We start from the raw sequence: 22,189 nt of genomic DNA, 5'->3' as shown, positions 1-22,189 counted from the left end.
CGTTGTATTTGAATAAATTGTAAAAAAACTAGTTGTAAGTTATTGTTTTTATTAGATAAATTGTTAAAATAGGGGGGGGGGGTAATGACTACTCTTATTACTGGTGAAAATTCACCAAACCCACAAAATCCTCCAACTTTTCAGCCTATTACCTTTGTTTGGGACGAGACACTACGTGTTAAAAAATTGCAGGAATATCAAATCATGCACACCCAGCCTGAACAGGCATTTGACCGTATTGTTGATTTAGTGAAACGTTTTTTTGCTGTACCGATTGTGGCGATTAATTTTATTGATGATACCGAACAATTTGCAAAATCATCAATTGGGCTTGATGAGACGGTTTTTCCAAAATCTTCCACTTTTTGCCAAGAAACGATTCAAGGTTCACAAATTGTTGTCATTCCAGATACGTTGCAACGCGCGGATTTGGCACAGCATCCGTTTGTGAATATAGAGATGCCTGTACGTTTTTATGCGGGTTGTCCGATTATTGTGTATGATAACCAAAATCACGGCTATGTGCTAGGCTCGCTTTGTATTGCAGATATGCAAGCACAGCCAGATTTGGGCGAGAATGAACGCACGATTTTGCAACAGTTTTCAGACATGATTACTGATGCATTAGAGTTGCGTTTGCAAAAATACAAAGCGGAACGAGCAGGTGAAATCAAGTCGGCTTTTTTGGCAAATATGAGCCACGAAATTCGCACGCCGATGAACGGTATTATGGGTATGTTGGATTTGCTTGAGTATATGGGCATTGATGAACAACAAAAAGATTATATCAAATATATACGTCATTCTAATGAACATTTGTTAAATATTGTCAGTGATATTTTGGATTTGTCAAAAATTGAATCAGGTCAAATGGATTTTCAATTTGTGCCTGTGGATTTAAAACAACTGTGTTCACAAATTCTTGCTGTATTTGTCGCTGATGCCAAAGCCCATGATGTTCAGTTGGTTTTTGATTATCCAGATGATTTGCCAACACTTGTCAAAGCTGACCCTATGCGTGTGCGTCAAATTTTGGCGAATTTGGTGAATAATGCCATCAAATTTACCCCTGCGAACGGCACGGTTACACTGCGAGCAATTAACTGCTGTGATGATTGTGAAATCAAGCTACAAGTGGTGGATACAGGCATTGGCATTCGTAAAGAAACCCAAGCGGTGATTTTTGATGCGTATAATCAAGCGGATAAATTCACGCACCGAATGTATTGTGGTACAGGGCTTGGGCTATCGGTGTGCAAAGCTTTAGCCGAAGGCATGGGCGGTACAATCACGTTGGATAGCGAAGAGGGCAAAGGCAGTACGTTTAGTTTGTGTTTACCGCTTGAAGTTTTGCAAAATGCTGATAACCTTGTGTTAAGCGATACCGAAAATACAGAAAATGATGAACGTTTGTCCGCTCATATTTTATTAGCCGAAGACAATCATATCAATGCGATGGTGGCGATTAAAAGTTTGAAAAAATTTGGCTATACCGTTGATTTGGCAAAAGATGGCAACGAGGCGGTAACGATGTTTAGCCAAAATCCACAAAAATATCAAATGATTTTGATGGACCATCAAATGCCAATTATGGACGGTGTGCAAGCGACAAAAATCTTAAAAAAATCGTTTCACAAGTTGCCACCGATTATCGCTGTAACGGCTCATGCCACGCATGGTGATAAACAAACTTATCTGAATGCAGGTATGCAGGATTATTGTACCAAGCCTTATAAACCTGAGTTTTTGGATAAGATGATTCAAAGTTGGTTAAAAAAATTTGCTATAATCCATTAATTTGGCTAAAAAATGCTTGATTATTAATTTAAAATTGCCTAAAGTGAGTGCTTTACCGATGTTATGTTGGTAAGGCATTTTTTTTTGATAAATTTTACCAATTTTTATTCATTTTTTTATGTTAATTTTTTAGTAGCGATAGTAATTATGGGAAATTTCTTTTTATTACAAGTTCTGGTCGCTGTCTGTGCATTGTCGGTGATTACCACGATGGTGAACAAGCGGATTTTGGGCTTTCCACAGGCGATTGGCGTGCCGATTGTGTCGGCGGTTTTGGTTTTTATTTTGCAGTGGAGCGCCAGTCTGTTAAATGGCAGTCAGTTTATCACGATTAATATTCATCATATTGAAGAAGCAGTCAAAGGCATTGATTTTTATGATTTTTTGATTAATGGCGTGATTTGTTTTATTTTGACAGCGTCTGCGTTAAAGTTTCAAGTATCGGATTTAAAAAATTATTGGAAACCGATTGGCATTTTGGCAAGTGTGGCGTTAGGCTTATGTGCGGTGATTTTTGCAGGCATGATGTTTGGTTTTCAGTGGATTTCAGGTCATGTGATTCCGCTTAGCGTTCTGTTGCTACTGGGTGCAGGGCTTGGGGCGACTGACCCGATTGGCATTAAAGGTGTGTTAAATTCGGTCAAAGCACCACATCATTTGATGGTAAAGCTAGAAGGTGAGTCGTTATTTAATGATGCGGTGTGTATTGCGTTGTTTATGACGATTTTGTCTGTGTTACAAGGGGATAAGTTTAGTGCGATTGGTATGCTAAAGACGCTTGGCTATGAGATTGTGGTCGCTGTGATTATTGGCTGGTTTTTTGGTCAAATGGTGTTACGCATTTTGGCAGGTAAGCATGAGATGGAGTCGCTTATTTTGACAACGGCATTTTTGGCGGCAGGTTCGTATTTGGTGGCGTTGCACGCTCATGCGTCTGCACCGATTGCTTGTGTGGTGGGCGGTCTGATTGTGGGGAACAAATGGCACGACATTCGCTCTGATGATGAGATTGATGAGATTAATCATTTTTGGCACGCCATCGAAGGCATTATCAATGCGTTTTTGTTTACGCTGATTGGGCTTGAGCTGTTTATTTTGGATTTGAGTGCAAGTCTGATTATTGGCGGTGTGGTGGCGTTTGTGTGTTTGCATATTGCCCGTTTTTTGGCAAATTTTATTTCGTTTGCTTTTTTTCCACAACTCAAGAAAAGTCGTTACAATGGTAGTTTGACTATTTTGTCGTGGGGCGGTGTGCGTGGTGGTATTTCGCTTGCGTTGATTTTGTCGGTTGCCAATGTGCCAGCATTACAGCCGTATAGCGGTTATCTCGTGGGTTATGTGTTTATCGTTGTGTTGCTGTCTGGGGTTGTGTGTGGGCTTGGTTTGCCTGCAGTGATGAATGCGTTTTATCATAATCCAAATGCACCAACGGAAGGTTTTGCAGGTTGGTATCAACGCCTTGTTAATCGGTTTAACCGAAAAGGTTTTAAATATGTGGTGGGCGAGGATAAGTATGGTAATGAGCTGATTAGTCGTTATCAACCTGCCCCAATGGTGATTCAAGATGACCCTTGTGCGGTCGGTATCGCTGTGCCACACCCCAAAGTGGAAGACGCTGATGGGCACGATGAGTTAAAAAATCCAAAAAGTTTTTAACGTTTGTTCAAAAATACAAAAAGACAGTGTTGGCTGTCTTTTTTTTGTTAAAAAGGTCGTGTTAAAAAAACCGATTACCAACTCTAGCTATTGGTAATCGGTGGTGGAGAAAAGTTACTGCTTTATTATTATTGTTATCACGCTATCCATTAAAATTGATAGGTTACTGCAATTTTGGCATTACGTCCCATCGCTGTATCGTTTAAGCGGTTTGAAGTATGCTCGGCATAGTATTCATCAGTTAAGTTATAAATACCTGCGTCAATGCTCACATTTGGCAAGCGTTTTGGTTTATAACTGCCTGTCAAATCAATCGTCGTAAAACTGTCTAATTGAGTGACACCAGTTTTGTTATTTTTACTTGGTGCTTCTTTTCTATCAAGGCTTGCCACATGGCGGAAATTGACACCGATTAAATAATCATCAACATTACCATAGTTAAAACCAAGTGTTAATTGGTCGCCACTATCACGGCTTAATTGGTAGCCATCGGCATCTTTACTTTTTGCATGGGCGTAGCCTAGATTGACACCGATATTATCTTTGCGATAATTTGCCATGACTTCATAGCCTTTATACTCAACATCACCTGCGTTGATATATTTTCCGCTATAGGTTGTAAATGGAAATGGAAGTTCTTTTTTATTTCCATCAGCATCTTTTTGATACTGAATAGCGACTGGCGTACCATCTTCTCGATAAGCATAACCACTTGTTGTTTCTCTTACAAATTTATTTTTATAATCTGTATTAAAATATTTAGCTGTTAAACCTAAACTATCATTGGCTTTAAACACATCATCAAAACGTGTGCTAAATCCAACTTCGGTATTGTTACCTGTTTCTGGTTTTAATTTGCTTAAATCATACAAATATGAACTGTTACGAAGGGTTTCTGGCAGGCGAGGTCCATTAAATAATTGGGTATAGCTTGCAAAAACAGACGTTTTTGGCAAAATTTGATATTCTAAACCCAACGCACCAGACACTTTATCAAAGGTTTCAGATTGGTCTTTGGTATTGGTCGCTTTGTAATTATCGTAACGAATACCGGGGGTAACAGTCAATTTGCCAAAGTTAATACGGTCTTGTAAATACACACCCGCACTGGTCGCTTCGGTCGATGTACTGCCTGTTAGGCTTTCTGATTGTTTTTTATAGGCTTCTAGTCCATAAGTCAAACGGTGATTTAAATTTTGACTGCTTAATGCTTGAGAAAGATTTTGATTAACATTTAAGTTTAAACCTGTTGTTTCACCAAAACCGCCAGTTTGAATGAGTTTACCACCAAAAAAACCTTGTACTTTGGACTCATTTTCTAATTTGTACAATTTACTGGTTAATTCAAAATCATCATTTGGCGTATAATCATAACCGATAGAATAGGTTTTATTGTTCAAATAACCGGGGTGCACATTGTTTGGCAAATTGGCTTGATAACCAATATTTGGGCGAAACGGATAATTACCATCATTATCGGTTTGTTGATAGCTTAGCGATAATTTATGCCCTTCAACAGGTTTTACACTCACTTTTGCCAAAATATTTTTGATACTGATATCATCGCCAATGATATGCTTGCCATGACCATCTTCGCCGCCATCGCTCTCACGCTGACCGTATGATAATAATACATCGCTGTTATCAGTTGGCTTGCCGTACACAGTCGCTGTGCTGTGAACTTGGCTGTCGTTACTGGCGTAGCCAAGTTTTAATCTTGCACCGATGGTTTGGTCTGGGCGTAACAAATCTTCGGCATCCACCGTTCTAAAGGCAACCGCACCACCAATCGCATTGTTACCCAATGTGACCGAATTGTTACCCACCGATACTTCGGTCGCTTTGTACAAATCTGGGTCTAAACCATAAGAACCCATATGGTGAAAGCCTGTCGTTTCAGGTTGGCGTACGCCATCAACGGTAATTTTTAACAACGAACCATCATTGTCATTCCCAATCCCACGAATCGCAATGTGCTGGTCAAAGCTTGATGAGCCACGTACTTGAACGCCTGCCACTTGCCCCAAATAATCATGCAAACTGTCCGCTTGCTTGGCAGATACTTGGTTTTCATGATAGATGTCATCAGTTTGGTTTTGGTTTTTGGTATTTTGAGCGACGATGGTAATCGTTTGTAACGTTGTTGATGGCGTATTGTCCGCCACCGCATTCACGCTATACATCACACCAAGCACGCTCAAAGACAAAATTTTTGGATTTAATTTCATATCAGCAACCTTATAGAGAGATAAAAAAATAAAATGTTACATTATGAAATGGGATTATAAAGATAATGATAATAATTATCAATAGCAAATTTATAAAAACATAAATTTTTTTTCAAAAAACACAAATCACTACCCAAAGCAAAATTTTTCTGATAAAATACACAAAATCTATACCAAGCGAGTAAAAATGAAAAAGTTAATGGTAAAGTCTGGTTGTTTTCATACACCTAGCCTTACTATTTTCTAAATTTCATTTTTATTCGCTTTTTTATGGCAAAAATTTGACAAAACTCAACAAAATTGAACAAAAATTAGGCAAAACTTGTTAAGGTGAAAACATGGTAGCACAAACCGCAATTTTGGCATTAGCCGATGGCACTATTTTTAAAGGAACATCAATCGGTGCGACAGGCGTAACGACAGGCGAAGTGGTGTTTAACACCGCCATGACAGGATATCAAGAGATTTTGACCGACCCAAGTTATGCCGAACAAATCGTAACTTTGACCTATCCGCACATCGGCAACACAGGCTGTAACTCGGAAGATGTTGAGTCTGGTCGCATTCATAAAGTGTGGGCAAATGGCTTGATTATCCGTGATTTACCACTTTTACATAGCAATTTTCGCTCTGAGCAATCATTAAGCGAATATTTACAACAACATAACATCGTAGCGATTGCGGATATTGACACACGTAAACTTACTCGTATTTTGCGTGAAAAAGGCGCACAAAACGGCTGTATTTTAGCAGGTGAAGACGCAACTGTTGAAAAAGCGATTGAACTTGCTAAAAATGCTAAAGATATGAATGGGTTAGACTTGGCAAAAGTTTGCTCTGACCCGAATGGTTTTGAATGGACACAAGGCTCATGGGAATTGGGTAAAGGTTTTAGCCAACCTGAAATGAAATATCATGTTGTGGCGTATGATTATGGCGTAAAAACCAACATTTTGCGTATGCTTGCCGACCGTGGCTGTAAATTGACCGTTGTTCCTGCTCAAACGCCTGCTCAAACTGTACTAGACATGAACCCAGACGGTATTTTCTTGTCAAATGGGCCAGGCGACCCATCGGCGTGTGATTATGCCATCAGTGCGATTAAAACTATCATTGAAACCACCAAAATTCCTGTATTTGGTATTTGCTTGGGTCATCAATTATTGGCGTTGGCAAGCGGTGCAAAAACCATGAAAATGGGACACGGGCATCATGGGGCGAACCACCCTGTACAAGATTTGGATAAGGGTACAGTGATGATTACTTCACAAAACCACGGCTTTGCGGTGGACGAAAGCACCTTGCCAAGCACGCTAAGAGCAACGCACCGTTCGTTGTTTGATGGTACAAACCAAGGTATTGAACGCACTGACCGTTCTGCGTTTAGTTTCCAAGGACACCCAGAGGCAAGCCCTGGCCCGCATGATTGTTCGGTATTATTTGACCGTTTTATCGTGGAGATGGATAAGGCGAAGGGTTAATCAAAGAAATTTACGATGAAATTGGCAAAGGTTATATGTATCAGTTTAGGCTTGCTAATTGCAAATCATAGCGTTGCAATGACACCAACAGCAAAAAAGATGACGGCAGAGAAATGATTTGTTTGTGGCATGAAGAAAATGATACGATTTTTGTGCGGTTTTTCTTTATTTGCCGAATGATGAGTTGATTTAAAAGGAATAAAAATGAGCCAAATTATCATCAATTTAGACGACCAATTTGCCAGTGAGGTTTATGCTTATACAGCAAGCAATCACACGACATTTGAAAGCATGACAAAAAAACTTTGGCAAGATTTTTTAAGTCAAATAAAACCAACACAAAAAGATGATTTTTTGAGCCAACTTGAAAATACACAAGGTATCTGGCAACATGGCGATGGTTTGGTTTATCAACAAAACTTGCGAGCAGAATGGGAATCGTGATGAAATATTTGCTTGATTCGGTGATTTTGATTGACCATTTTAATGGCGTTCAACCTGCGACCAATTTTATCAGAAAAAACGCAAAGCAATGCGTGATTTCTGCGATTACCAGAGCTGAAGTTTTAACAGGGTTTGATGAACAAGCCAAAGAAGTTGTTATCAAGTTTTTGGATAATTTTGAACTTTTAGTCATTGATAAACAAGTTGCTGATTTAACGGCAACTTTTCGCAAAATGCATAAAATCAAATTGCCAGATTCATTGCAAGCCACTTTGGCAATTTACCATAATTTGATTTTGGTAAGTCGTAATACAAAAGATTTTAAAGAAGGTCATCAATATTTGGGGCGTGATGACCTTGTTTTATGCCCATACACTTTATAATCTGTAATAAAAGGTTAGAAAAATGCCAAAACGTACCGACATAAAATCCATTTTAATCATTGGTGCAGGCCCGATTGTAATCGGTCAAGCCTGTGAATTTGACTACTCAGGAGCTCAAGCCTGCAAAGCCTTGCGTGAAGAAGGCTACCGAGTGATTTTGGTCAATTCAAACCCAGCCACCATCATGACTGACCCTGTCATGGCGGACGCAACCTACATTGAGCCAATCACTTGGCAGACGGTAGAAAAAATCATCGAAAAAGAACGCCCAGATGCGGTATTGCCAACGATGGGTGGGCAAACGGCTTTAAACTGTGCTTTAGCGTTAGATGAACATGGCGTATTGGCAAAATACGGCTGTGAGTTAATCGGTGCGACAAAAGAAGCGATTGAAAAAGCCGAAGACCGCAAATTGTTTGACGAAGCGATGAAAAAAATCGGTCTTGAATGTCCAAAAGCCGCCGTTGCCGAAACAATGGAACAAGCCCTAGAAATCCAATCTCGTTTTGGTTTTCCTGTGATTATCCGTCCGTCATTTACCATGGGTGGTAGTGGTGGCGGTATCGCTTATAACCGTGAAGAATTTTTGGAAATTTGTGAGCGTGGTTTTGACTTATCGCCAACGCACCAACTGTTGATTGACGAAAGTTTAATTGGTTGGAAAGAGTACGAAATGGAAGTGGTGCGTGATAAAAACGACAACTGTATCATCGTCTGTTCCATTGAAAACTTTGACCCAATGGGCGTACATACAGGCGACAGTATCACCGTTGCTCCTGCACAAACCTTGACCGATAAAGAATACCAACTCATGCGTAATGTGTCTATTGCGGTATTACGTGAGATTGGCGTAGAAACAGGTGGTTCAAATGTCCAATTTGGTATCAACCCAAAAGACGGTCGTATGGTCGTGATTGAGATGAACCCACGTGTCAGCCGTTCATCAGCGTTAGCAAGTAAAGCGACAGGCTTTCCGATTGCCAAAATCGCTGCCAAACTTGCCGTAGGTTATACACTTGATGAGCTGAAAAACGATATTACAGGCGGTGTTACCCCTGCCAGTTTTGAGCCGTCTATTGACTATGTGGTTACCAAAATTCCACGCTTTAACTTTGAAAAATTCCCACAAGCCGACAGCACTTTAACCACACAAATGAAATCGGTGGGCGAAGTGATGGCAATTGGGCGTAATTTCCAAGAATCTATGCACAAAGCCTTGCGTAGCTTGGAAATAGGCGTAAACGGCTTTGATGAAAAAGTGGATTTAACAAGCCATACCGATAATTTTGAAAACATTCGCAACAAAATCAAAGCCAACCTTATCACACCAACGCCTGAACGCATTTTTTATATCGCTGATGCGTTTCGTTTTGGTTTGTCGGTAGATACAGTGTTTGAATACACCAAAATTGACCGTTGGTTTTTGGTGCAGATTGAAGATATTATCAAAACTGAAAATCATGTCAAAACTTTAGGTATGGGCGATTTGACTGCTGATAACGTACGAGCGTTGAAACGCAAAGGTTTGAGTGATTTACGCATTGCCAAATTGATGGGCATTTCACAAAAACAATTCCGCAAAACTCGTTGGGATTTGGGTGTTTATCCAGTTTACAAACGTGTGGACACTTGTGCGGCAGAATTTGAGTCAAACACCGCCTATATGTACTCAACCTACGATGAAGAGTGTGAAGCTCGCCCAAGCGATAAAGACAAAATCATGGTAATCGGCGGCGGTCCAAACCGTATCGGACAAGGCATTGAGTTTGACTATTGCTGTGTTCACGCTGCTTTGGCGATGCGTGAAGATGGCTATGAAACCATCATGGTAAACTGTAATCCAGAAACCGTTTCTACCGATTATGACACATCAGACCGCTTGTATTTTGAGCCTGTAACGCTAGAAGACGTGCTAGAGATTGTCCGCACCGAAAAACCCAAAGGCGTAATCGTGCAATATGGCGGACAAACACCGCTAAAACTTGCTCGTAGCCTAGAAGAAGCAGGTGTGCCAATCATCGGTACTAGCCCAGATGCGATTGATAGAGCCGAAGACCGTGAACGTTTCCAACAAATGATTCAAAAATTAAACTTACGTCAGCCAAATAACAGCATTGTCAAATCAGCCGAAGAAGGTATTTCTGAAGCGGTAAAAGTCGGCTATCCGCTTGTGGTACGTCCGTCTTATGTATTGGGCGGTCGTGCGATGGAAATCGTGTACAATGAAGACGAGCTAAAACGCTACTTGCGTGAAGCGGTGCAAGCGTCAAACGAAGCCCCTGTGCTACTTGACCGTTTCCTTGATGATGCGATTGAAGTGGACGTGGACTGCGTATCAGACGGCAAAAACGTGGTGATTGGCGGTATCATGCAACACATTGAACAGGCAGGCGTGCATTCTGGCGACTCAGCGTGTTCAATTCCACCATATTCATTAAACCAAGAAATCCAAGATGAAATGCGTCGCCAAACTGTGGCGATGGCAAAAGAATTGGGCGTTGTTGGCTTGATGAACGTACAATTTGCCGTGAAAGACAATGAGGTTTATATTTTAGAAGTCAATCCACGTGCCAGCCGTACTGTACCATTTGTGTCAAAATGTATTGGCACATCATTGGCAAAAGTGGCCGCTCGTTGTATGGCAGGGCAAAGCCTAGAATCACAAGGCTTTACCAACGAAACCATCCCAGAGCATTTCTCTGTGAAAGAAGCGGTTTTCCCATTTGCTAAGTTTCAAGGTGTAGACCCAATTTTAGGACCAGAAATGAAGTCTACAGGCGAAGTGATGGGCGTTGGCAAAACCTTTGGCGAAGCCTATTATAAGGCGATTGTCGGCTCTGGCGACCGTTTGACAGGTTTGCCTGTTGATGGTGAAACTAAAACCGTCTTTATCTCAGTGCGTGATAGCGACAAAAAAGGCATTGTTGATGTGGCAAAACGCTTGTCAAGCTATGGCTTTACCCTTGTTGCAACAGGCGGTACACACCAAGTAATTAGCGATGCAGGCATTGAGTGCAAACGTGTAAATAAAGTTACCGAAGGTCGTCCGCATATCGTGGATATGATTAAAAATGGCGAAATTCAGCTTGTTATCAACACCACCGAAGGCAAGCAAGCGTTAGAAGATTCGTTCTCAATTCGCCGTAATGCCTTGCAACACAAAGTGTTTAACGCATCAACCTTAAACGGTGCAGTCGCTGTTTGTGATGCGTATGAAACCAAATTGCCGTTTGATGTGTATAAGTTGCAAGGTTTGTAAGATGATTTTTAATAGATTTTTTTAAAGATGAAATAACAATGTTTCACAAAAAGCGGTTGCATTTTTATAAAAATCGTTTAAAATAACCCACAAATCAAATATTTAAAATACCTTGCTAGATGACGAAAGTTATCTGGCTTGGTTTTTTTTATGTGTAATAAAGTCAAAACAATGCAAAAAATTGTTTTTAGCCAAAAAGGAACTGTTATGCAACGTTATCCCATGACTCCAGCAGGTCATTTAGCATTAGAAGAAGAATTAAAACATCTAAAAACCGTTGAACGCCCACGCATTACCCAAGCGATTGCCGAAGCACGTGAACATGGCGACCTAAAAGAAAATGCCGAATACCACGCCGCTCGTGAGCAACAAGGCTTGTCAGAGGCTCGTATCCGTGATATTGAGGCAAAACTTGGCGGTGCACAAGTGATTGATGTGGCGACTTTGCCAAAAGATGGTCGTGTGGTCTTTGGCGTTACGGTGGTGATTGAAAATATTGACACCGAAGAGCAACAACGCTACACCATCGTGGGCGAAGATGAGGCGGATTTTAAAATTAACAAAATCTCCATCAATTCGCCTATCGCTCGTGGTCTGATTGGCAAATCTGAAGGCGATGAAGCCAAAATCCAAACGCCACGTGGCGAAGTGGAATACGAAATCGTTGAAGTGATTTATGGTGAATAACTATGAAAAGTGTGAAAACTTTGAATAGCAAATTGCTTGGTTGGTCTTTGGTAACATTGTTGTCAGTTGAAATTGTCGGCTGTGCCAATGATAGCAAACCTGCGGAAACCGAAGTCAGCAAACAAGCCAAAGCGATGGAAGATAAAGCGGTAAATAAAATTAACCAAGCGAACGCCGATACTGCCAAAAAAATGGAAGAAGCGGATAAGTAGTTGTTTTTATTCGTTAAAAAGGCTTGTGATAAACAAGCCTTTTTTATATGATTACAAAAATATCAATTATTATTGGTCGTTTATAATTTATTTATTGTCACATTCAAAAATATACGCATCAAATTCTTGTTCATAGCGTTCAAAATCAAGATATTGTTTGCGTAAACTTACCATTTCATCTTGTGAAATTAACCATCAATCGCCCATATTTGATTCAAAAAATTCACGTTGATAAATTGCTTTTAACAATTCATAACGTTCGTCAGTCAAATATGGTTGATGGCTTTCTAATTGTCTTAACATAATTTGGCGATAGTCTTCTAATTCGTATTCATCAAACCAATCATACGCATTGGCAGTTTTTAGCAGTTGATAAAAGATAAAATCCGCCAAATCTTTGCACAGAATTATGGGTAAATCATCATGATTAATAGTTAGTCGTTACTGTTTAATTTTCGGGGCTTTTTTCTTACCCTTCCCACGATTGTTAAATTCTGCTTTGGCAAGCTGTTCCACAAGGTCAAAATCAATCTGTTGCGTATCCATATTCACACCTGCCACCTTGATTTTTACCGTATCGCCAAGCCCAAACACCAAACCAGACTTTTCACCGACCAACTGTTGGGCTTTTTCATCATAAACAAAATAATCCGCCCCCAAGTTAGAAATGTGAATCAAACCGTCAATTAACAAATCTTTGAGCGTAACAAATAAGCCAAAATTGGTAACTGTGGTAACAACAGCATCAAACTCTTCGCCCAAATGTTGCCCCATATAGTGGGCTTTTAGCCATTGTTCCACAAAACGGCTCGCTTCGTCCGCTCGGCGTTCGGTTTTTGAAGTCTGCTCGCCTGCTTCGTCTAGCGTGTAGCTTGTAGGTGTTTGTTTTTTGCCTGTGACTTTGGCTTTAATCGCTCGGTGGAGCATAAGGTCAGAATAACGGCGAATTGGCGATGTAAAATGGCTGTATTCGTCATACGCCAAGCCAAAATGACCGATATTTGTTGGTGAATAGTTGGCTTGCATCATAGAACGCAGTAGCACGCTGTGAATGCTCACCGCATCTGGACGGTCTTTGGTTGCATCAATGATACGCTTGTAGTCGGCTTGTGTTGGGTTTTCTTCTGGAAAACTTAAACCAAAAATTTTGACAAAATCGCTTACTTTTGATGCTCGTTCTGCTTCTGGTTTGTCGTGGTTGCGATAAAGCACAGGCAAGTCGTTTTTTAACGCAAAATTTGCCGTACAAGTGTTGGCAAGTAACATCATTTCTTCAATCAGTTTGTGCGAATCGCTACGAGTGCGTGGAATAATTTCACTGATATTGCCTGTTTCGTCAAATTTGATATAGGTTTCCACCGTTTCAAATTCCATTGCATGACGTTCTTCACGTTTTACCAACAAAAGTTGGTATAAATCGTATAACACATCAATGGACTTTTTCACCGATTTACTATTGACAATGCTATCAGGCACAGGGTTTTTTGGCTCTTCGCCTTTGACAACCGCAAAATAATCATTGACTTGATTGTAAGTCAAACGTGCGTGCGAGTACATGACCGCAGGGTACAAGTCGTAAGCTGTAACCTTGCCCGCCCGAGATACGTTAATATCGGCAACCATGCACAGTCTATCCACGTTTGGATTGAGCGAACACAAGCCATTTGACAAAACTTCTGGCAACATCGGCACGACAAAATGCGGAAAATACACAGACGTGCCACGCTCGTAGGCTTCTTGGTCCAGCATGGAATTGGCGGTTACATAATGGCTGACATCGGCAATCGCAACCACCACACGAAAACCACCGCCACGGCGTTTTTCGGCATAGACGGCATCGTCAAAATCTCGTGAATCTTCACCGTCAATGGTGATTAACGGCAAATCTCGCAAATCCACACGTCCTTTAAAGTCTTTGGCAGTCGGCTCTTGGTAGCTGTTGGCTTGGTCTAGGGCTTGTTTGCTAAATTCGTAAGGAATGTCAAAATTTAACAAAGTCGTCTTAATAATCAACTCTCGTTCATTATCATTGACCAAACTTTCGGCAATTTTGCCTGTGGCAAATTCTTGTTGCGTTGGGTAATCAATCAGTTCAACTCGCACAGGGTCGCCGACTTTGACGTGCATTTGTTGCACATTTTCGGCAGTTACGCCAATCGGTTGATGTGCGTTTGGGCTGGCTAATTGTACAAAATAACCGTCATCGTCTTGTTCAAGTTTGCCAATCATTTGTAATTGCGTGTGTTCCACCACTTCCAAAATTTTGCCATTGATACGCCCACGATTATCGCTGTGCGTGGCAACAGCTTTGACTTTATCGCCATGAAACACCCAACGCATTTGTTCTTCTGATAAAAACAAATCTGGCATACCGTCAAGTAGCACAAAGCCAAAACCTTTGGCATGGGCGGAAACTGTGCCGATGACCGCATCATTGTCGCTAATCGGACGGTAAATAAATGGCTTGCCACCGTTGGCATCACGGCTAACTTGACCGTCTCGGAACATGGCTCGCAAGCGGTTGCCTAACGCTTCGTACTGCTCGTCATCAAGGTCAAAAATCTCTGCTAATTCGTGCTGTGTCGCTTCGCTTTTTTCCATTAAGGTTTGCAAAATGAGCAGACGGCTTGGGATTGGGTTAATATATTTTGAGGCTTCAACGGACGCATTTGGGTCTTGCCATTTGTTTTTGTTGGTTTTTTTCGTCATTATTTTTTCCAGTTTTGTAAAATGTTAATCTTTTTGCCAAATTTTTTTGTATTTTGCTAATAGCTCTTCTGGCGTTTCTGGTCGGTCTTCGTCTTTGATAATGCAGTCAATCGGGCAGACTTTATCGCAGGTCGGCTCGTCATAAAAACCCACGCATTCGGTGCAAAGGTCGGGATTGATGACGTAGGTTTTTTGTCCTTTTTGGTCGTAGCTAATCGCATCGTTTGGGCATTCAGGCTCGCAGATGTCGCAGTTGATACAGTCGGTGGTGATTTTGAGTGCCATATATTGTTAAAATCTCTTTATAATTTTGTCAAAGCCAATGAACTCATTTGCCAATTTTCTTTATTTTTTGACCACATTTCTTTGACAATTACTGAGTGTTCACCGATTTTAAAATAAGAGGTTATCATATAACTGGTTTCATTAAGGCAATCTACTAAAATTTTTTTTGCTGTATGTATCATTGCTAGCACATCTTGTTCAACATCAGAAGATAAAATATTGCTATGCCAATCGGATTTTTTTTCAACATTTTGGTAATAAACCACAAAAAAATCTTTGGTTTCCAATGGGTCTAGTGTGCTAATATCTTTGTGGCAATAGGCGTTAAACCATTGCTCTCTTTTTTGCCCAAATTCCAATGTTGCAATGTCGATACTTGTCATATTTTTATTCCAATAATAATGAGTGCTTTTATTTTACCAAATTTTTACAAATAAAAATGCTAAAAAACTGGGTAGTCAATACCACCCAGTTTTATTATTCTTTATATTTTGACAAGTTTAATCAAAATAATCAATGAAGTTTTTGCAACAATTTTTTATTTTTGTGCAATAAAAATACCATTAATACTGCTATTAGTACCAATCGCTACGTTATTGCCTGTACCTGCAATAAAGCTCGCATTCGGTGAAACGACAACAATACCTGCATTTTTGTCAATGCGACCTGATAGCTCTTCGGTAACATAGCCATAACGATAAACAGGCACATTTGCATGACCCATTTTGATATAACCGCCTCTGTAATCTTTAGCTGCGATAGTTACGCCAAATGATTGTAACTGCGAGTTTGGATAGTCTGCATTGGCAAATTTAAAATTGGTTAAAGCATCAGATTTTGTTGCTTGTTTACCTTTTACTTTCAATTGATAACCATTCCAAGTCGCTTTAATAGCATCAGTATTTTGAGCTTGTGGTAAGTTATCTGTACGCACGCCAGCCAAAACCATATCTTTATTTAAAGATGTTACAAAACCACCATTTTTTGAGAAAACAAGCTGAATATCGGTAAAATCAGGTAATCCTGCAACTTTTGCATCCACTAATTTTAGATGAAATACTCGTTGGTCAGCTTTTGTTATGTCTTTGGTGATTTGAGCAGGTACTCTTGCTTTGGTATTATCTACCGCAAGGTCGGTACTTTGCGTTGCTAAATTGGTTACAACTTTATTGGTTATAACTTTTGAATTGGCATTATTTGACAGATTTGCCGTTTCTTTAGCTAAGTGGCTAAACGTAATATCTTTTGCCTCAAATGCTTGTTTTGTTGTATTGTATTCAATACTAAATTTCATCTGACCTGATACAATTTCGGCATCGGCTCGGTTGCAATCTGTGTTACAACTTGCAAAATTAGCTGTATAAGTTTTTGTAGCATTGTCATTGCCATTTGACAAAAAGTCTTTATAGGCTAATTTCCCTGCTCCGCCAAATAATACGGCATTATTTTTGTCAAATGCTAACGGTGCTAATTGCATTTCTGCTGTGGCTTGCTGATTTTGTGTATCGGCTAAGTATTTTTTAACAGCTTCGGTTTCTGTATTTTGTAATACTTTATTGACATCTGTATCAGCAATGTCATCAATAATTTTTTTTGCAGTATTTGATTTATTTAATTTATCAACAAGTTTGCTGCCGTTTTCTTCTGCATTCGAACCGCATGCACCCAGCATAGCAGTTAAAACAGCTAAAGTAGTGATGTGTAGAACTTTTTGTTTCATATAGTCTCTCTTGTTTGACAAATTGTCAAATGTAAAAATTAAGCATAAAAATAGTTTACCAAATAACAGTATGTTATATAGTAGCATACTTTTTGGAATTTATCTTAATTTTATTAACTATTTTTTAATATGTATATTCCAAATAGTTTTTTTAGAGAAACATCTGTAACATTTAAGTAAAAATCGGCTCACTCACGTTTTTCATGATTAGGGCAAATTGTAGCACGTCAGCACTCATGTCCTTAAATGGATTGGCAATTTGGCACACCCAACCCGAACCCAACGCCCCATCAATCGGCTCGCCTTTTTTGTCCCACATCTCATTTAACACATAGCTTAAATTGCCTTGTGGGGTCATAATCTCAATGGTATCGCCTACCATGACTTTGTTTTTTACCGTCAAGGTCAAACGCTCATCGCTGATGCTTGATACTTCGGCAACAAACTGCTGATACTCGGTTTTTGATGAGCCGTATTCATAATTTTGATAATCAGAATGCACATGACGGCGTAAAAAACCTTCGGTATAGCCACGATTTGCCAAGCCATCTAACGCTCTTACCAAACTTGGGTCAAATGGCTTGCCAGCGGTGGCATCATCAATGGCTTTGCGGTAAACCTGTGCAGTGCGTGCCACATAATAATGCGATTTGGTACGCCCCTCAATTTTTAACGAATGCACACCCATGTTCACCAAATCTGGCACAAGCTCCACCGCTCGTAGGTCTTTGGAATTCATGATATAAGTGCCGTGTTCATCTTCAAACATCGCCATCAGCTCACCGGGGCGACCTTGTTCTTCAATCAGCACCACTTCATCAGACGGTTTTTGCACATAATCATCACCCATCACCACATCGCCGTTTAAATTGACATTGGTGATAGCGTTTTGCTTGCTTGATTGACTTGGAACAAACACTTCAGGCTGTGCAGGGACAATATCGCCTGTTTCGTTCTCTTCGGCTTTATAAGTGTTGTAATTCCAACGGCAAGCATTGGTGCAAGTGCCTTGATTGGCATCACGTTTGTTAATATAACCAGACAGCAGACAGCGACCCGAATACGCCATGCACAACGCCCCATGCACAAACACTTCAATTTCCATGTCTGGTACTTCGGCAATGATTTGTTCAATTTCTTTAAGCGACAATTCACGGCTTAAAATCACACGGCTTACGCCCATTTGTTTCCAAAATTTCACCGTTGCCCAGTTTACCGCATTGGCTTGCACCGACAAATGAATGACTTGGTGTGGAAAGGCTTCACGCACCATCATAATCATGCCAGCGTCCGACATGATGAGTGCGTCAGGCTTCATTTCAATGACAGGACGAATGTCTTCGATAAAGGTTTTGAGTTTGGCGTTGTGGGCTTGAATATTTACCACAACATAAAACTGCTTGCCAAGCGAATGGGCGTATTCAATGCCTTTGCGTAAATTTTCTTCGTCAAAATCGTTGTTTCGCACACGCAAAGAATAGCGTGCTTGCCCTGCATACACAGCATCCGCCCCATAAGCAAAGGCGTATTGCATATTTCTAAAAGTCCCTGCTGGGCATAAAAGTTCGGATTTTTTTTGGATTGTCATAAGTATTCGCTTGTTAATTTTGATAAAAGTTGTTTTTAATAAAAATTAATTTTAATAAAACAATGGCTAATAAAAAATGGATAAAATTTAACAAAAATGCGTTTGTTAAATTTAAAAATAATACTTATATTATAGCAAAAAATTTGTTAAATAGTAATAAACTTGAGTAAATTAGTCAGATTTAAAAAATTGTTTTGACGTTTTGGTCGTTTTTAAAATTGATATAAAACTACCACCTTTTTATCATTGATTTTCATGTTTAAAAGTTTTAGCATAACCGACAAGCCATTTTTAACAAACGTTTTAGCCACTATTTTAACCAATATTTTTTTAATATTTTTAAAAAATTTAACCATTTTGCCAAAAAAATAAGGAAAAAACATGACAACTACAACTTCACAAACAGCTGATATTATCATCGTGGGCGGTGGTCCCGCAGGTTTGGCGTTCGCTCGCTCGGTCGCTGACACAGGGCTAAACATTGTCGTGATTGAAAAAAACAGCGAAGACAGCCTTGCCAACCCTGCCTATGACGGACGAGAAATCGCCCTAACCCACGCATCAAAACGCACCATGCAAGATATAGACGCTTGGGGGCGAATTGACGAAACCCAAATTCACCTGTTAAAAGATGCCAGTGTGCTAGACGGCAACTCGCCTTATCAGCTGTATTTTGGCGTGCCAAGTCAGTTTGAACGCAAATTATTTGGCAATGATGTGGATAATTTGGGCTATTTGGTGTCAAATAATCTAATCCGAAAAGCTGTATATGACAGCGTAAAAACCCAACAAAACATCAGACTTTTATGCGGAACTGGTGTAAAAAACGTCAGTACCAATGACGTGTGTTCTTATGTTGAATTGGAAAATGGCGAAAAATTTGACACGCCTTTGTTGGTGATTGCCGACAGTCGTTTTTCGGCAAGTCGCCGTCAAATCGGCATTTCAGCGGACAGCCACGATTTTGGGCGGAGCATGATTGTTTGCCGAATGGAACACACCTTGTCAAATCATCATCGTGCGGTGGAGTGTTTTTATTATGGCGTTACACTTGCCTTGTTGCCTTTGACCGAAAACGTTACCAACTGCGTGATTACGGTGAACAGCCAAGAAGCTCAAGATATTTTAGCGTTAAATGCCGATGATTTTGCCAAAAAAGTTACCCAATACATTGGCGGACAGCTTGGCGAAATGAAACTGATTAGCACGCAACACACTTATCCGCTTGTGGGCGTTCATGCCAATCGTTTTTATCAAGGGCGTGCGGTACTCATTGGCGATAGTGCGGTCGGTATGCACCCTGTAACGGCTCATGGTTTTAATTTGGGGTTAAATAGCGTGGCGGTTTTATCAAAATTGGTAAAACAAGCGGTAGCAAAAAATCAAGATTACGGCTCGCAAAAAATCTTGGCTCGTTATGAACGTGAACATATGTTGATTACTCGTCCAATGTATCATGGCACAAATGCTATGGTAAAATTGTTTACCACAGATAGCAAACCTGCGAAACTCGCTCGTTCGGCGGTATTGCGAATTAGTAATAATTTGCCACCGTTAAAAGCATTAATTACCAAACAATTGACGGGTTAAATTTGATTAATAGGAAATAATAATACCAAACTATTCTCAATTTTGATAAAACCTAATCGTTGATAATAGTTGGCTAATTGCGTATCTTTTGCTTCAATCATGGCAAAAGATACGCCTGTAATTAAGCTAATTTTTTTGATATTTTGCAAGGCATTTAACAACAATTTTTTAGAAATATTTTGTCCTTGATATGCCAAATTAACCGTAACACCCTACTGTTTGGCTTGTAAAATAATCGCTTGTTCAATGTGTGGAGAAATTTCTAGCATAAATCACTTTTTATTTTATTTTTATCAAACAAACTCAATTTTCACATTTTGCACAATATCTGGGTGCAGACTTTTTGCCACAGGGCAAGTCATGGCGGTGTTTGTCAAAATGGTTTTGTCTTTATCATCGCTGACACCCTTCACCGTCATCACCACGTCAATTTCACCCACTCGGCGTGGGTCGGTTATCATCACTTTGGTAACGTCTGCGGTGCTACCCGCCAAATCAAGCCCCATGCTTTCAGCCTTAATGCCCATGACTGTCATCATACAGCACGCAAGGCTCGTTGCCAATAAATCAGTCGGTGAAAACGCTTCGCCACGTCCGTGATTGTCCACAGGTGCGTCAGTGATGATTTGGTTGTTGGATTGTAGGTGAATGGCGGTGGTGCGTAAATTGCCTTCGTATGTTACATTTGCAGTTGTCATAAAAAATCCTTAAGGTTTTGGTTTATAAATAACGTGTTGGTGCAAAGGGAAATTACCTAAAGTCGCCCCTTGCTTTTTGTCATGAAAATAATGTTTTAACGTTTGGGTAACGGTGTCAAAAGCCAGCTCATCATACGGGATTTCATCTTCGGCAAACAACGCACATTCAAGGCTTTCTTCACCCACGCCAAATTTGCCGTCTTTGAGATTTGCCACAAAAAACGCATGAATATCGCCCAATTCTGGCAAATCGTACAAACAGTACAATTGCAAATTTTCGCCACAAGCGTCCGCTTCTTCCATACATTCACGGTTTGCCCCTTCTGCCATCGTTTCGCCAAGCTCCATAAAACCTGCTGGCAACGTCCAAAAACCGTATCTTGGCTCAATCGCACGGCGACACAGCAACACCTTATCACCGTCAAACAGCAAACAACCGTTAATCATTCTTGGATTTTCATAATGAATATAACCGCAATTGGGGCAAACAATGCGTGGGCGAGAGTCGCCTGCTGGAATGGCGTGTTGGGCTTGATGACCACATTTTAAACAAAATGGCATGGATATTCCTATTTTTTAAATAAATTGTTATCAATAAGGTGCAAGTTTTTGGGTTGATAGCTGAAATATTCAGTGGTAATCTTAACATACTTTTAGCAAAATCGGCTAAAAATTCAGCCAAAATTTTAAACGCATAGGTTTATTTTTTATGATGATAAATAATCAACAATATTTTAATAATATTCAAAAAAACGATTTTAAAAGCCCATTGTTAAAGCAATTAGCCGAACGTTTGGCAAATATACCTGTTGAGCCAAAACGTCAGCCCTATGCGGTGCTTGTGGTGATTACCAACGAATTAAATCCCAAAATTTTGTACTCACTGCGAGCCAGTACGCTACAAAATCATGCGGGTGAAGTGTCCTTTGCAGGCGGTCGCCAAGAGCCTGACGACAGCAGCAACCATGCCACCGCTTTGCGAGAAACGTGGGAAGAAACAGGGATTTTACCAACTGATGTGCAGATTTTGGGCGAATTGCCGATGGCATTTACCAAAGCGGGCTTGCCTGTGTTGCCTGTGGTGGGTGTGATTGAGCCGAATTTGCCATTAACGCCTGAAATAGGGGAGATTGAACGCTTATTTTGGGCGGATTTGGTAACGCTTTTGACCCAAGAAGTCCAACCTTTTGTCAAACAATACGACAAAATACAAATCACATCGCCGGCCTTTATCATTGACAACGAAACGGTTTGGGGACTGACAGGACGGATTACGGCAAGTTTGTTGGAGATTGGATTTGATAGAAAAATTGAATGGTATTATGGTTTTGGCTAAATAGTTGGCTAAATAGTTGGTTAAAAGTTGATTCAATTAATTGTTAAATAAAAAGTTGCGTTAGAAAAAAGCACATAACCGATACAAACTTTGTCCAGTATTTTTGTTAAAATGGT

At 40.1% G+C, this 22,189-nt stretch carries 20 protein-coding genes; 10 read left to right on the top strand and 10 right to left on the bottom strand.

Annotated elements, in window-relative coordinates; genetic code table 11:
• Nucleotides 1-84 precede the first annotated feature (84 nt).
• Together ACGTJS_RS03095 and ACGTJS_RS03090 are read left to right on the top strand one after the other, a co-directional pair.
• Nucleotides 85-1,797, top strand: coding sequence for an ATP-binding protein (locus tag ACGTJS_RS03095; protein WP_410472781.1), 1,713 nt, complete (start codon nucleotides 85-87; stop codon nucleotides 1,795-1,797).
• 147 nt (nucleotides 1,798-1,944) lie between these two features.
• A complete protein-coding gene (locus ACGTJS_RS03090) occupies nucleotides 1,945-3,453 on the top strand; it encodes a cation:proton antiporter (RefSeq protein WP_315041892.1) in 1,509 nt (502 codons plus the stop codon).
• Between the two features lie 149 nt (nucleotides 3,454-3,602).
• Here ACGTJS_RS03090 and ACGTJS_RS03085 read toward each other — a convergent pair whose 3' ends face one another.
• Entirely contained in the window at nucleotides 3,603-5,681 is a 2,079-nt protein-coding gene (locus ACGTJS_RS03085; protein WP_410472780.1) for a TonB-dependent receptor domain-containing protein, read from the bottom strand.
• 338 nt (nucleotides 5,682-6,019) lie between these two features.
• Between ACGTJS_RS03085 and carA the strand changes: the two genes are divergently transcribed.
• The 6 genes from carA to ACGTJS_RS03055 all read left to right on the top strand — a co-directional run bounded on the left by carA (nucleotide 6,020) and on the right by ACGTJS_RS03055 (nucleotide 12,147).
• Entirely contained in the window at nucleotides 6,020-7,162 is a 1,143-nt protein-coding gene (gene carA, locus ACGTJS_RS03080) for a glutamine-hydrolyzing carbamoyl-phosphate synthase small subunit (protein WP_410472779.1), read from the top strand.
• Between the two features lie 204 nt (nucleotides 7,163-7,366).
• Nucleotides 7,367-7,606 (top strand): hypothetical protein, encoded by a 240-nt coding sequence (locus ACGTJS_RS03075; RefSeq protein ID WP_315041886.1) that lies wholly within the window; start codon nucleotides 7,367-7,369, stop codon nucleotides 7,604-7,606.
• Nucleotides 7,606-7,989: a type II toxin-antitoxin system VapC family toxin gene (locus tag ACGTJS_RS03070; protein ID WP_410472778.1), complete on the top strand. Its 384-nt coding sequence runs from the start codon at nucleotides 7,606-7,608 to the stop codon at nucleotides 7,987-7,989. The genes ACGTJS_RS03075 and ACGTJS_RS03070 overlap by 1 nt, the downstream gene beginning before the upstream one ends.
• Nucleotides 7,990-8,011: 22 nt before the next feature.
• Nucleotides 8,012-11,248: a carbamoyl-phosphate synthase large subunit gene (carB, locus tag ACGTJS_RS03065; protein ID WP_410472777.1), complete on the top strand. Its 3,237-nt coding sequence runs from the start codon at nucleotides 8,012-8,014 to the stop codon at nucleotides 11,246-11,248.
• A 207-nt stretch (nucleotides 11,249-11,455) separates the two neighbouring features.
• A complete protein-coding gene (gene greA / locus ACGTJS_RS03060; RefSeq protein ID WP_315041876.1) occupies nucleotides 11,456-11,935 on the top strand; it encodes a transcription elongation factor GreA in 480 nt (159 codons plus the stop codon).
• A 2-nt stretch (nucleotides 11,936-11,937) separates the two neighbouring features.
• Nucleotides 11,938-12,147, top strand: coding sequence for a hypothetical protein (locus ACGTJS_RS03055; protein WP_410472776.1), 210 nt, complete (start codon nucleotides 11,938-11,940; stop codon nucleotides 12,145-12,147).
• Nucleotides 12,148-12,342: 195 nt separating this feature from the next.
• Here ACGTJS_RS03055 and ACGTJS_RS03050 read toward each other — a convergent pair whose 3' ends face one another.
• The 6 genes from ACGTJS_RS03050 to yegQ form a co-directional block, all read right to left on the bottom strand.
• Nucleotides 12,343-12,540 (bottom strand): hypothetical protein, encoded by a 198-nt coding sequence (locus ACGTJS_RS03050; protein ID WP_410472775.1) that lies wholly within the window; start codon nucleotides 12,538-12,540, stop codon nucleotides 12,343-12,345.
• A 48-nt stretch (nucleotides 12,541-12,588) separates the two neighbouring features.
• Complete coding sequence (gene rnr / locus ACGTJS_RS03045; RefSeq protein ID WP_410472774.1) at nucleotides 12,589-14,856, bottom strand: ribonuclease R; 2,268 nt, start codon at nucleotides 14,854-14,856, stop codon at nucleotides 12,589-12,591.
• A 24-nt stretch (nucleotides 14,857-14,880) separates the two neighbouring features.
• Nucleotides 14,881-15,141, bottom strand: coding sequence for a YfhL family 4Fe-4S dicluster ferredoxin (locus ACGTJS_RS03040; RefSeq protein WP_410472773.1), 261 nt, complete (start codon nucleotides 15,139-15,141; stop codon nucleotides 14,881-14,883).
• Nucleotides 15,142-15,158: 17 nt separating this feature from the next.
• Nucleotides 15,159-15,524, bottom strand: coding sequence for a hypothetical protein (locus ACGTJS_RS03035; protein ID WP_410472772.1), 366 nt, complete (start codon nucleotides 15,522-15,524; stop codon nucleotides 15,159-15,161).
• A gap of 155 nt (nucleotides 15,525-15,679) precedes the next feature.
• Nucleotides 15,680-16,861, bottom strand: a complete 1,182-nt coding sequence (locus ACGTJS_RS03030) for a hypothetical protein (protein ID WP_410472771.1) — start codon at nucleotides 16,859-16,861, stop codon at nucleotides 15,680-15,682.
• Nucleotides 16,862-17,033: 172 nt separating this feature from the next.
• A complete protein-coding gene (gene yegQ / locus ACGTJS_RS03025; protein ID WP_410472770.1) occupies nucleotides 17,034-18,449 on the bottom strand; it encodes a tRNA 5-hydroxyuridine modification protein YegQ in 1,416 nt (471 codons plus the stop codon).
• Between the two features lie 381 nt (nucleotides 18,450-18,830).
• On the opposite strand from yegQ, the gene ubiM reads away from it, so the two are divergent.
• Nucleotides 18,831-20,039, top strand: a complete 1,209-nt coding sequence (gene ubiM / locus ACGTJS_RS03020; protein WP_410472769.1) for a 5-demethoxyubiquinol-8 5-hydroxylase UbiM — start codon at nucleotides 18,831-18,833, stop codon at nucleotides 20,037-20,039.
• On the opposite strand, the gene ACGTJS_RS03015 is transcribed toward ubiM, so the two are convergent.
• The 3 genes from ACGTJS_RS03015 to ACGTJS_RS03005 all read right to left on the bottom strand — a co-directional run bounded on the left by ACGTJS_RS03015 (nucleotide 20,036) and on the right by ACGTJS_RS03005 (nucleotide 21,298).
• Nucleotides 20,036-20,236 carry a hypothetical protein gene (locus ACGTJS_RS03015; protein WP_315042641.1) on the bottom strand — a complete coding sequence of 67 codons (201 nt, stop codon included), beginning with the start codon at nucleotides 20,234-20,236 and terminating at the stop codon, nucleotides 20,036-20,038. The genes ubiM and ACGTJS_RS03015 overlap by 4 nt on opposite strands.
• 96 nt (nucleotides 20,237-20,332) lie before the next feature.
• Complete coding sequence (locus tag ACGTJS_RS03010; protein WP_315042640.1) at nucleotides 20,333-20,737, bottom strand: OsmC family protein; 405 nt, start codon at nucleotides 20,735-20,737, stop codon at nucleotides 20,333-20,335.
• A 9-nt stretch (nucleotides 20,738-20,746) separates the two neighbouring features.
• The gene (locus ACGTJS_RS03005) at nucleotides 20,747-21,298 is read right to left on the bottom strand and encodes an NUDIX hydrolase (RefSeq protein ID WP_315042638.1); all 552 of its coding nucleotides are present in this window, start codon (nucleotides 21,296-21,298) and stop codon (nucleotides 20,747-20,749) included.
• A gap of 148 nt (nucleotides 21,299-21,446) precedes the next feature.
• Between ACGTJS_RS03005 and ACGTJS_RS03000 the strand changes: the two genes are divergently transcribed.
• Nucleotides 21,447-22,073, top strand: coding sequence for an NUDIX hydrolase (locus tag ACGTJS_RS03000; protein ID WP_410472768.1), 627 nt, complete (start codon nucleotides 21,447-21,449; stop codon nucleotides 22,071-22,073).
• Nucleotides 22,074-22,189 lie beyond the last annotated feature (116 nt).

The organism is Faucicola mancuniensis, assembly GCF_046523945.1.
GTDB lineage: Bacteria > Pseudomonadota > Gammaproteobacteria > Pseudomonadales > Moraxellaceae > Faucicola > Faucicola mancuniensis.
Note: the sequence above shows the minus strand (reverse complement) of the source record. Positions and strands in the feature narration are given on the sequence as shown.

Coding starts and splice junctions, on each gene's coding strand:
- ACGTJS_RS03055 (WP_410472776.1), top strand. CDS start 11,938: ATGAAAAGTGTGAAAACTTTGAATAGCAAATTGCTTGGTTGGTCTTTG.
- ubiM (WP_410472769.1), top strand. CDS start 18,831: ATGACAACTACAACTTCACAAACAGCTGATATTATCATCGTGGGCGGT.
- ACGTJS_RS03040 (WP_410472773.1), bottom strand. CDS start 15,141: ATGGCACTCAAAATCACCACCGACTGTATCAACTGCGACATCTGCGAG.
- ACGTJS_RS03075 (WP_315041886.1), top strand. CDS start 7,367: ATGAGCCAAATTATCATCAATTTAGACGACCAATTTGCCAGTGAGGTT.
- ACGTJS_RS03010 (WP_315042640.1), bottom strand. CDS start 20,737: ATGACAACTGCAAATGTAACATACGAAGGCAATTTACGCACCACCGCC.
- greA (WP_315041876.1), top strand. CDS start 11,456: ATGCAACGTTATCCCATGACTCCAGCAGGTCATTTAGCATTAGAAGAA.
- carB (WP_410472777.1), top strand. CDS start 8,012: ATGCCAAAACGTACCGACATAAAATCCATTTTAATCATTGGTGCAGGC.
- ACGTJS_RS03005 (WP_315042638.1), bottom strand. CDS start 21,298: ATGCCATTTTGTTTAAAATGTGGTCATCAAGCCCAACACGCCATTCCA.
- ACGTJS_RS03035 (WP_410472772.1), bottom strand. CDS start 15,524: ATGACAAGTATCGACATTGCAACATTGGAATTTGGGCAAAAAAGAGAG.
- ACGTJS_RS03000 (WP_410472768.1), top strand. CDS start 21,447: ATGATGATAAATAATCAACAATATTTTAATAATATTCAAAAAAACGAT.
- ACGTJS_RS03085 (WP_410472780.1), bottom strand. CDS start 5,681: ATGAAATTAAATCCAAAAATTTTGTCTTTGAGCGTGCTTGGTGTGATG.
- ACGTJS_RS03070 (WP_410472778.1), top strand. CDS start 7,606: ATGAAATATTTGCTTGATTCGGTGATTTTGATTGACCATTTTAATGGC.
- yegQ (WP_410472770.1), bottom strand. CDS start 18,449: ATGACAATCCAAAAAAAATCCGAACTTTTATGCCCAGCAGGGACTTTT.
- ACGTJS_RS03095 (WP_410472781.1), top strand. CDS start 85: ATGACTACTCTTATTACTGGTGAAAATTCACCAAACCCACAAAATCCT.
- rnr (WP_410472774.1), bottom strand. CDS start 14,856: ATGACGAAAAAAACCAACAAAAACAAATGGCAAGACCCAAATGCGTCC.
- carA (WP_410472779.1), top strand. CDS start 6,020: ATGGTAGCACAAACCGCAATTTTGGCATTAGCCGATGGCACTATTTTT.
- ACGTJS_RS03030 (WP_410472771.1), bottom strand. CDS start 16,861: ATGAAACAAAAAGTTCTACACATCACTACTTTAGCTGTTTTAACTGCT.
- ACGTJS_RS03090 (WP_315041892.1), top strand. CDS start 1,945: ATGGGAAATTTCTTTTTATTACAAGTTCTGGTCGCTGTCTGTGCATTG.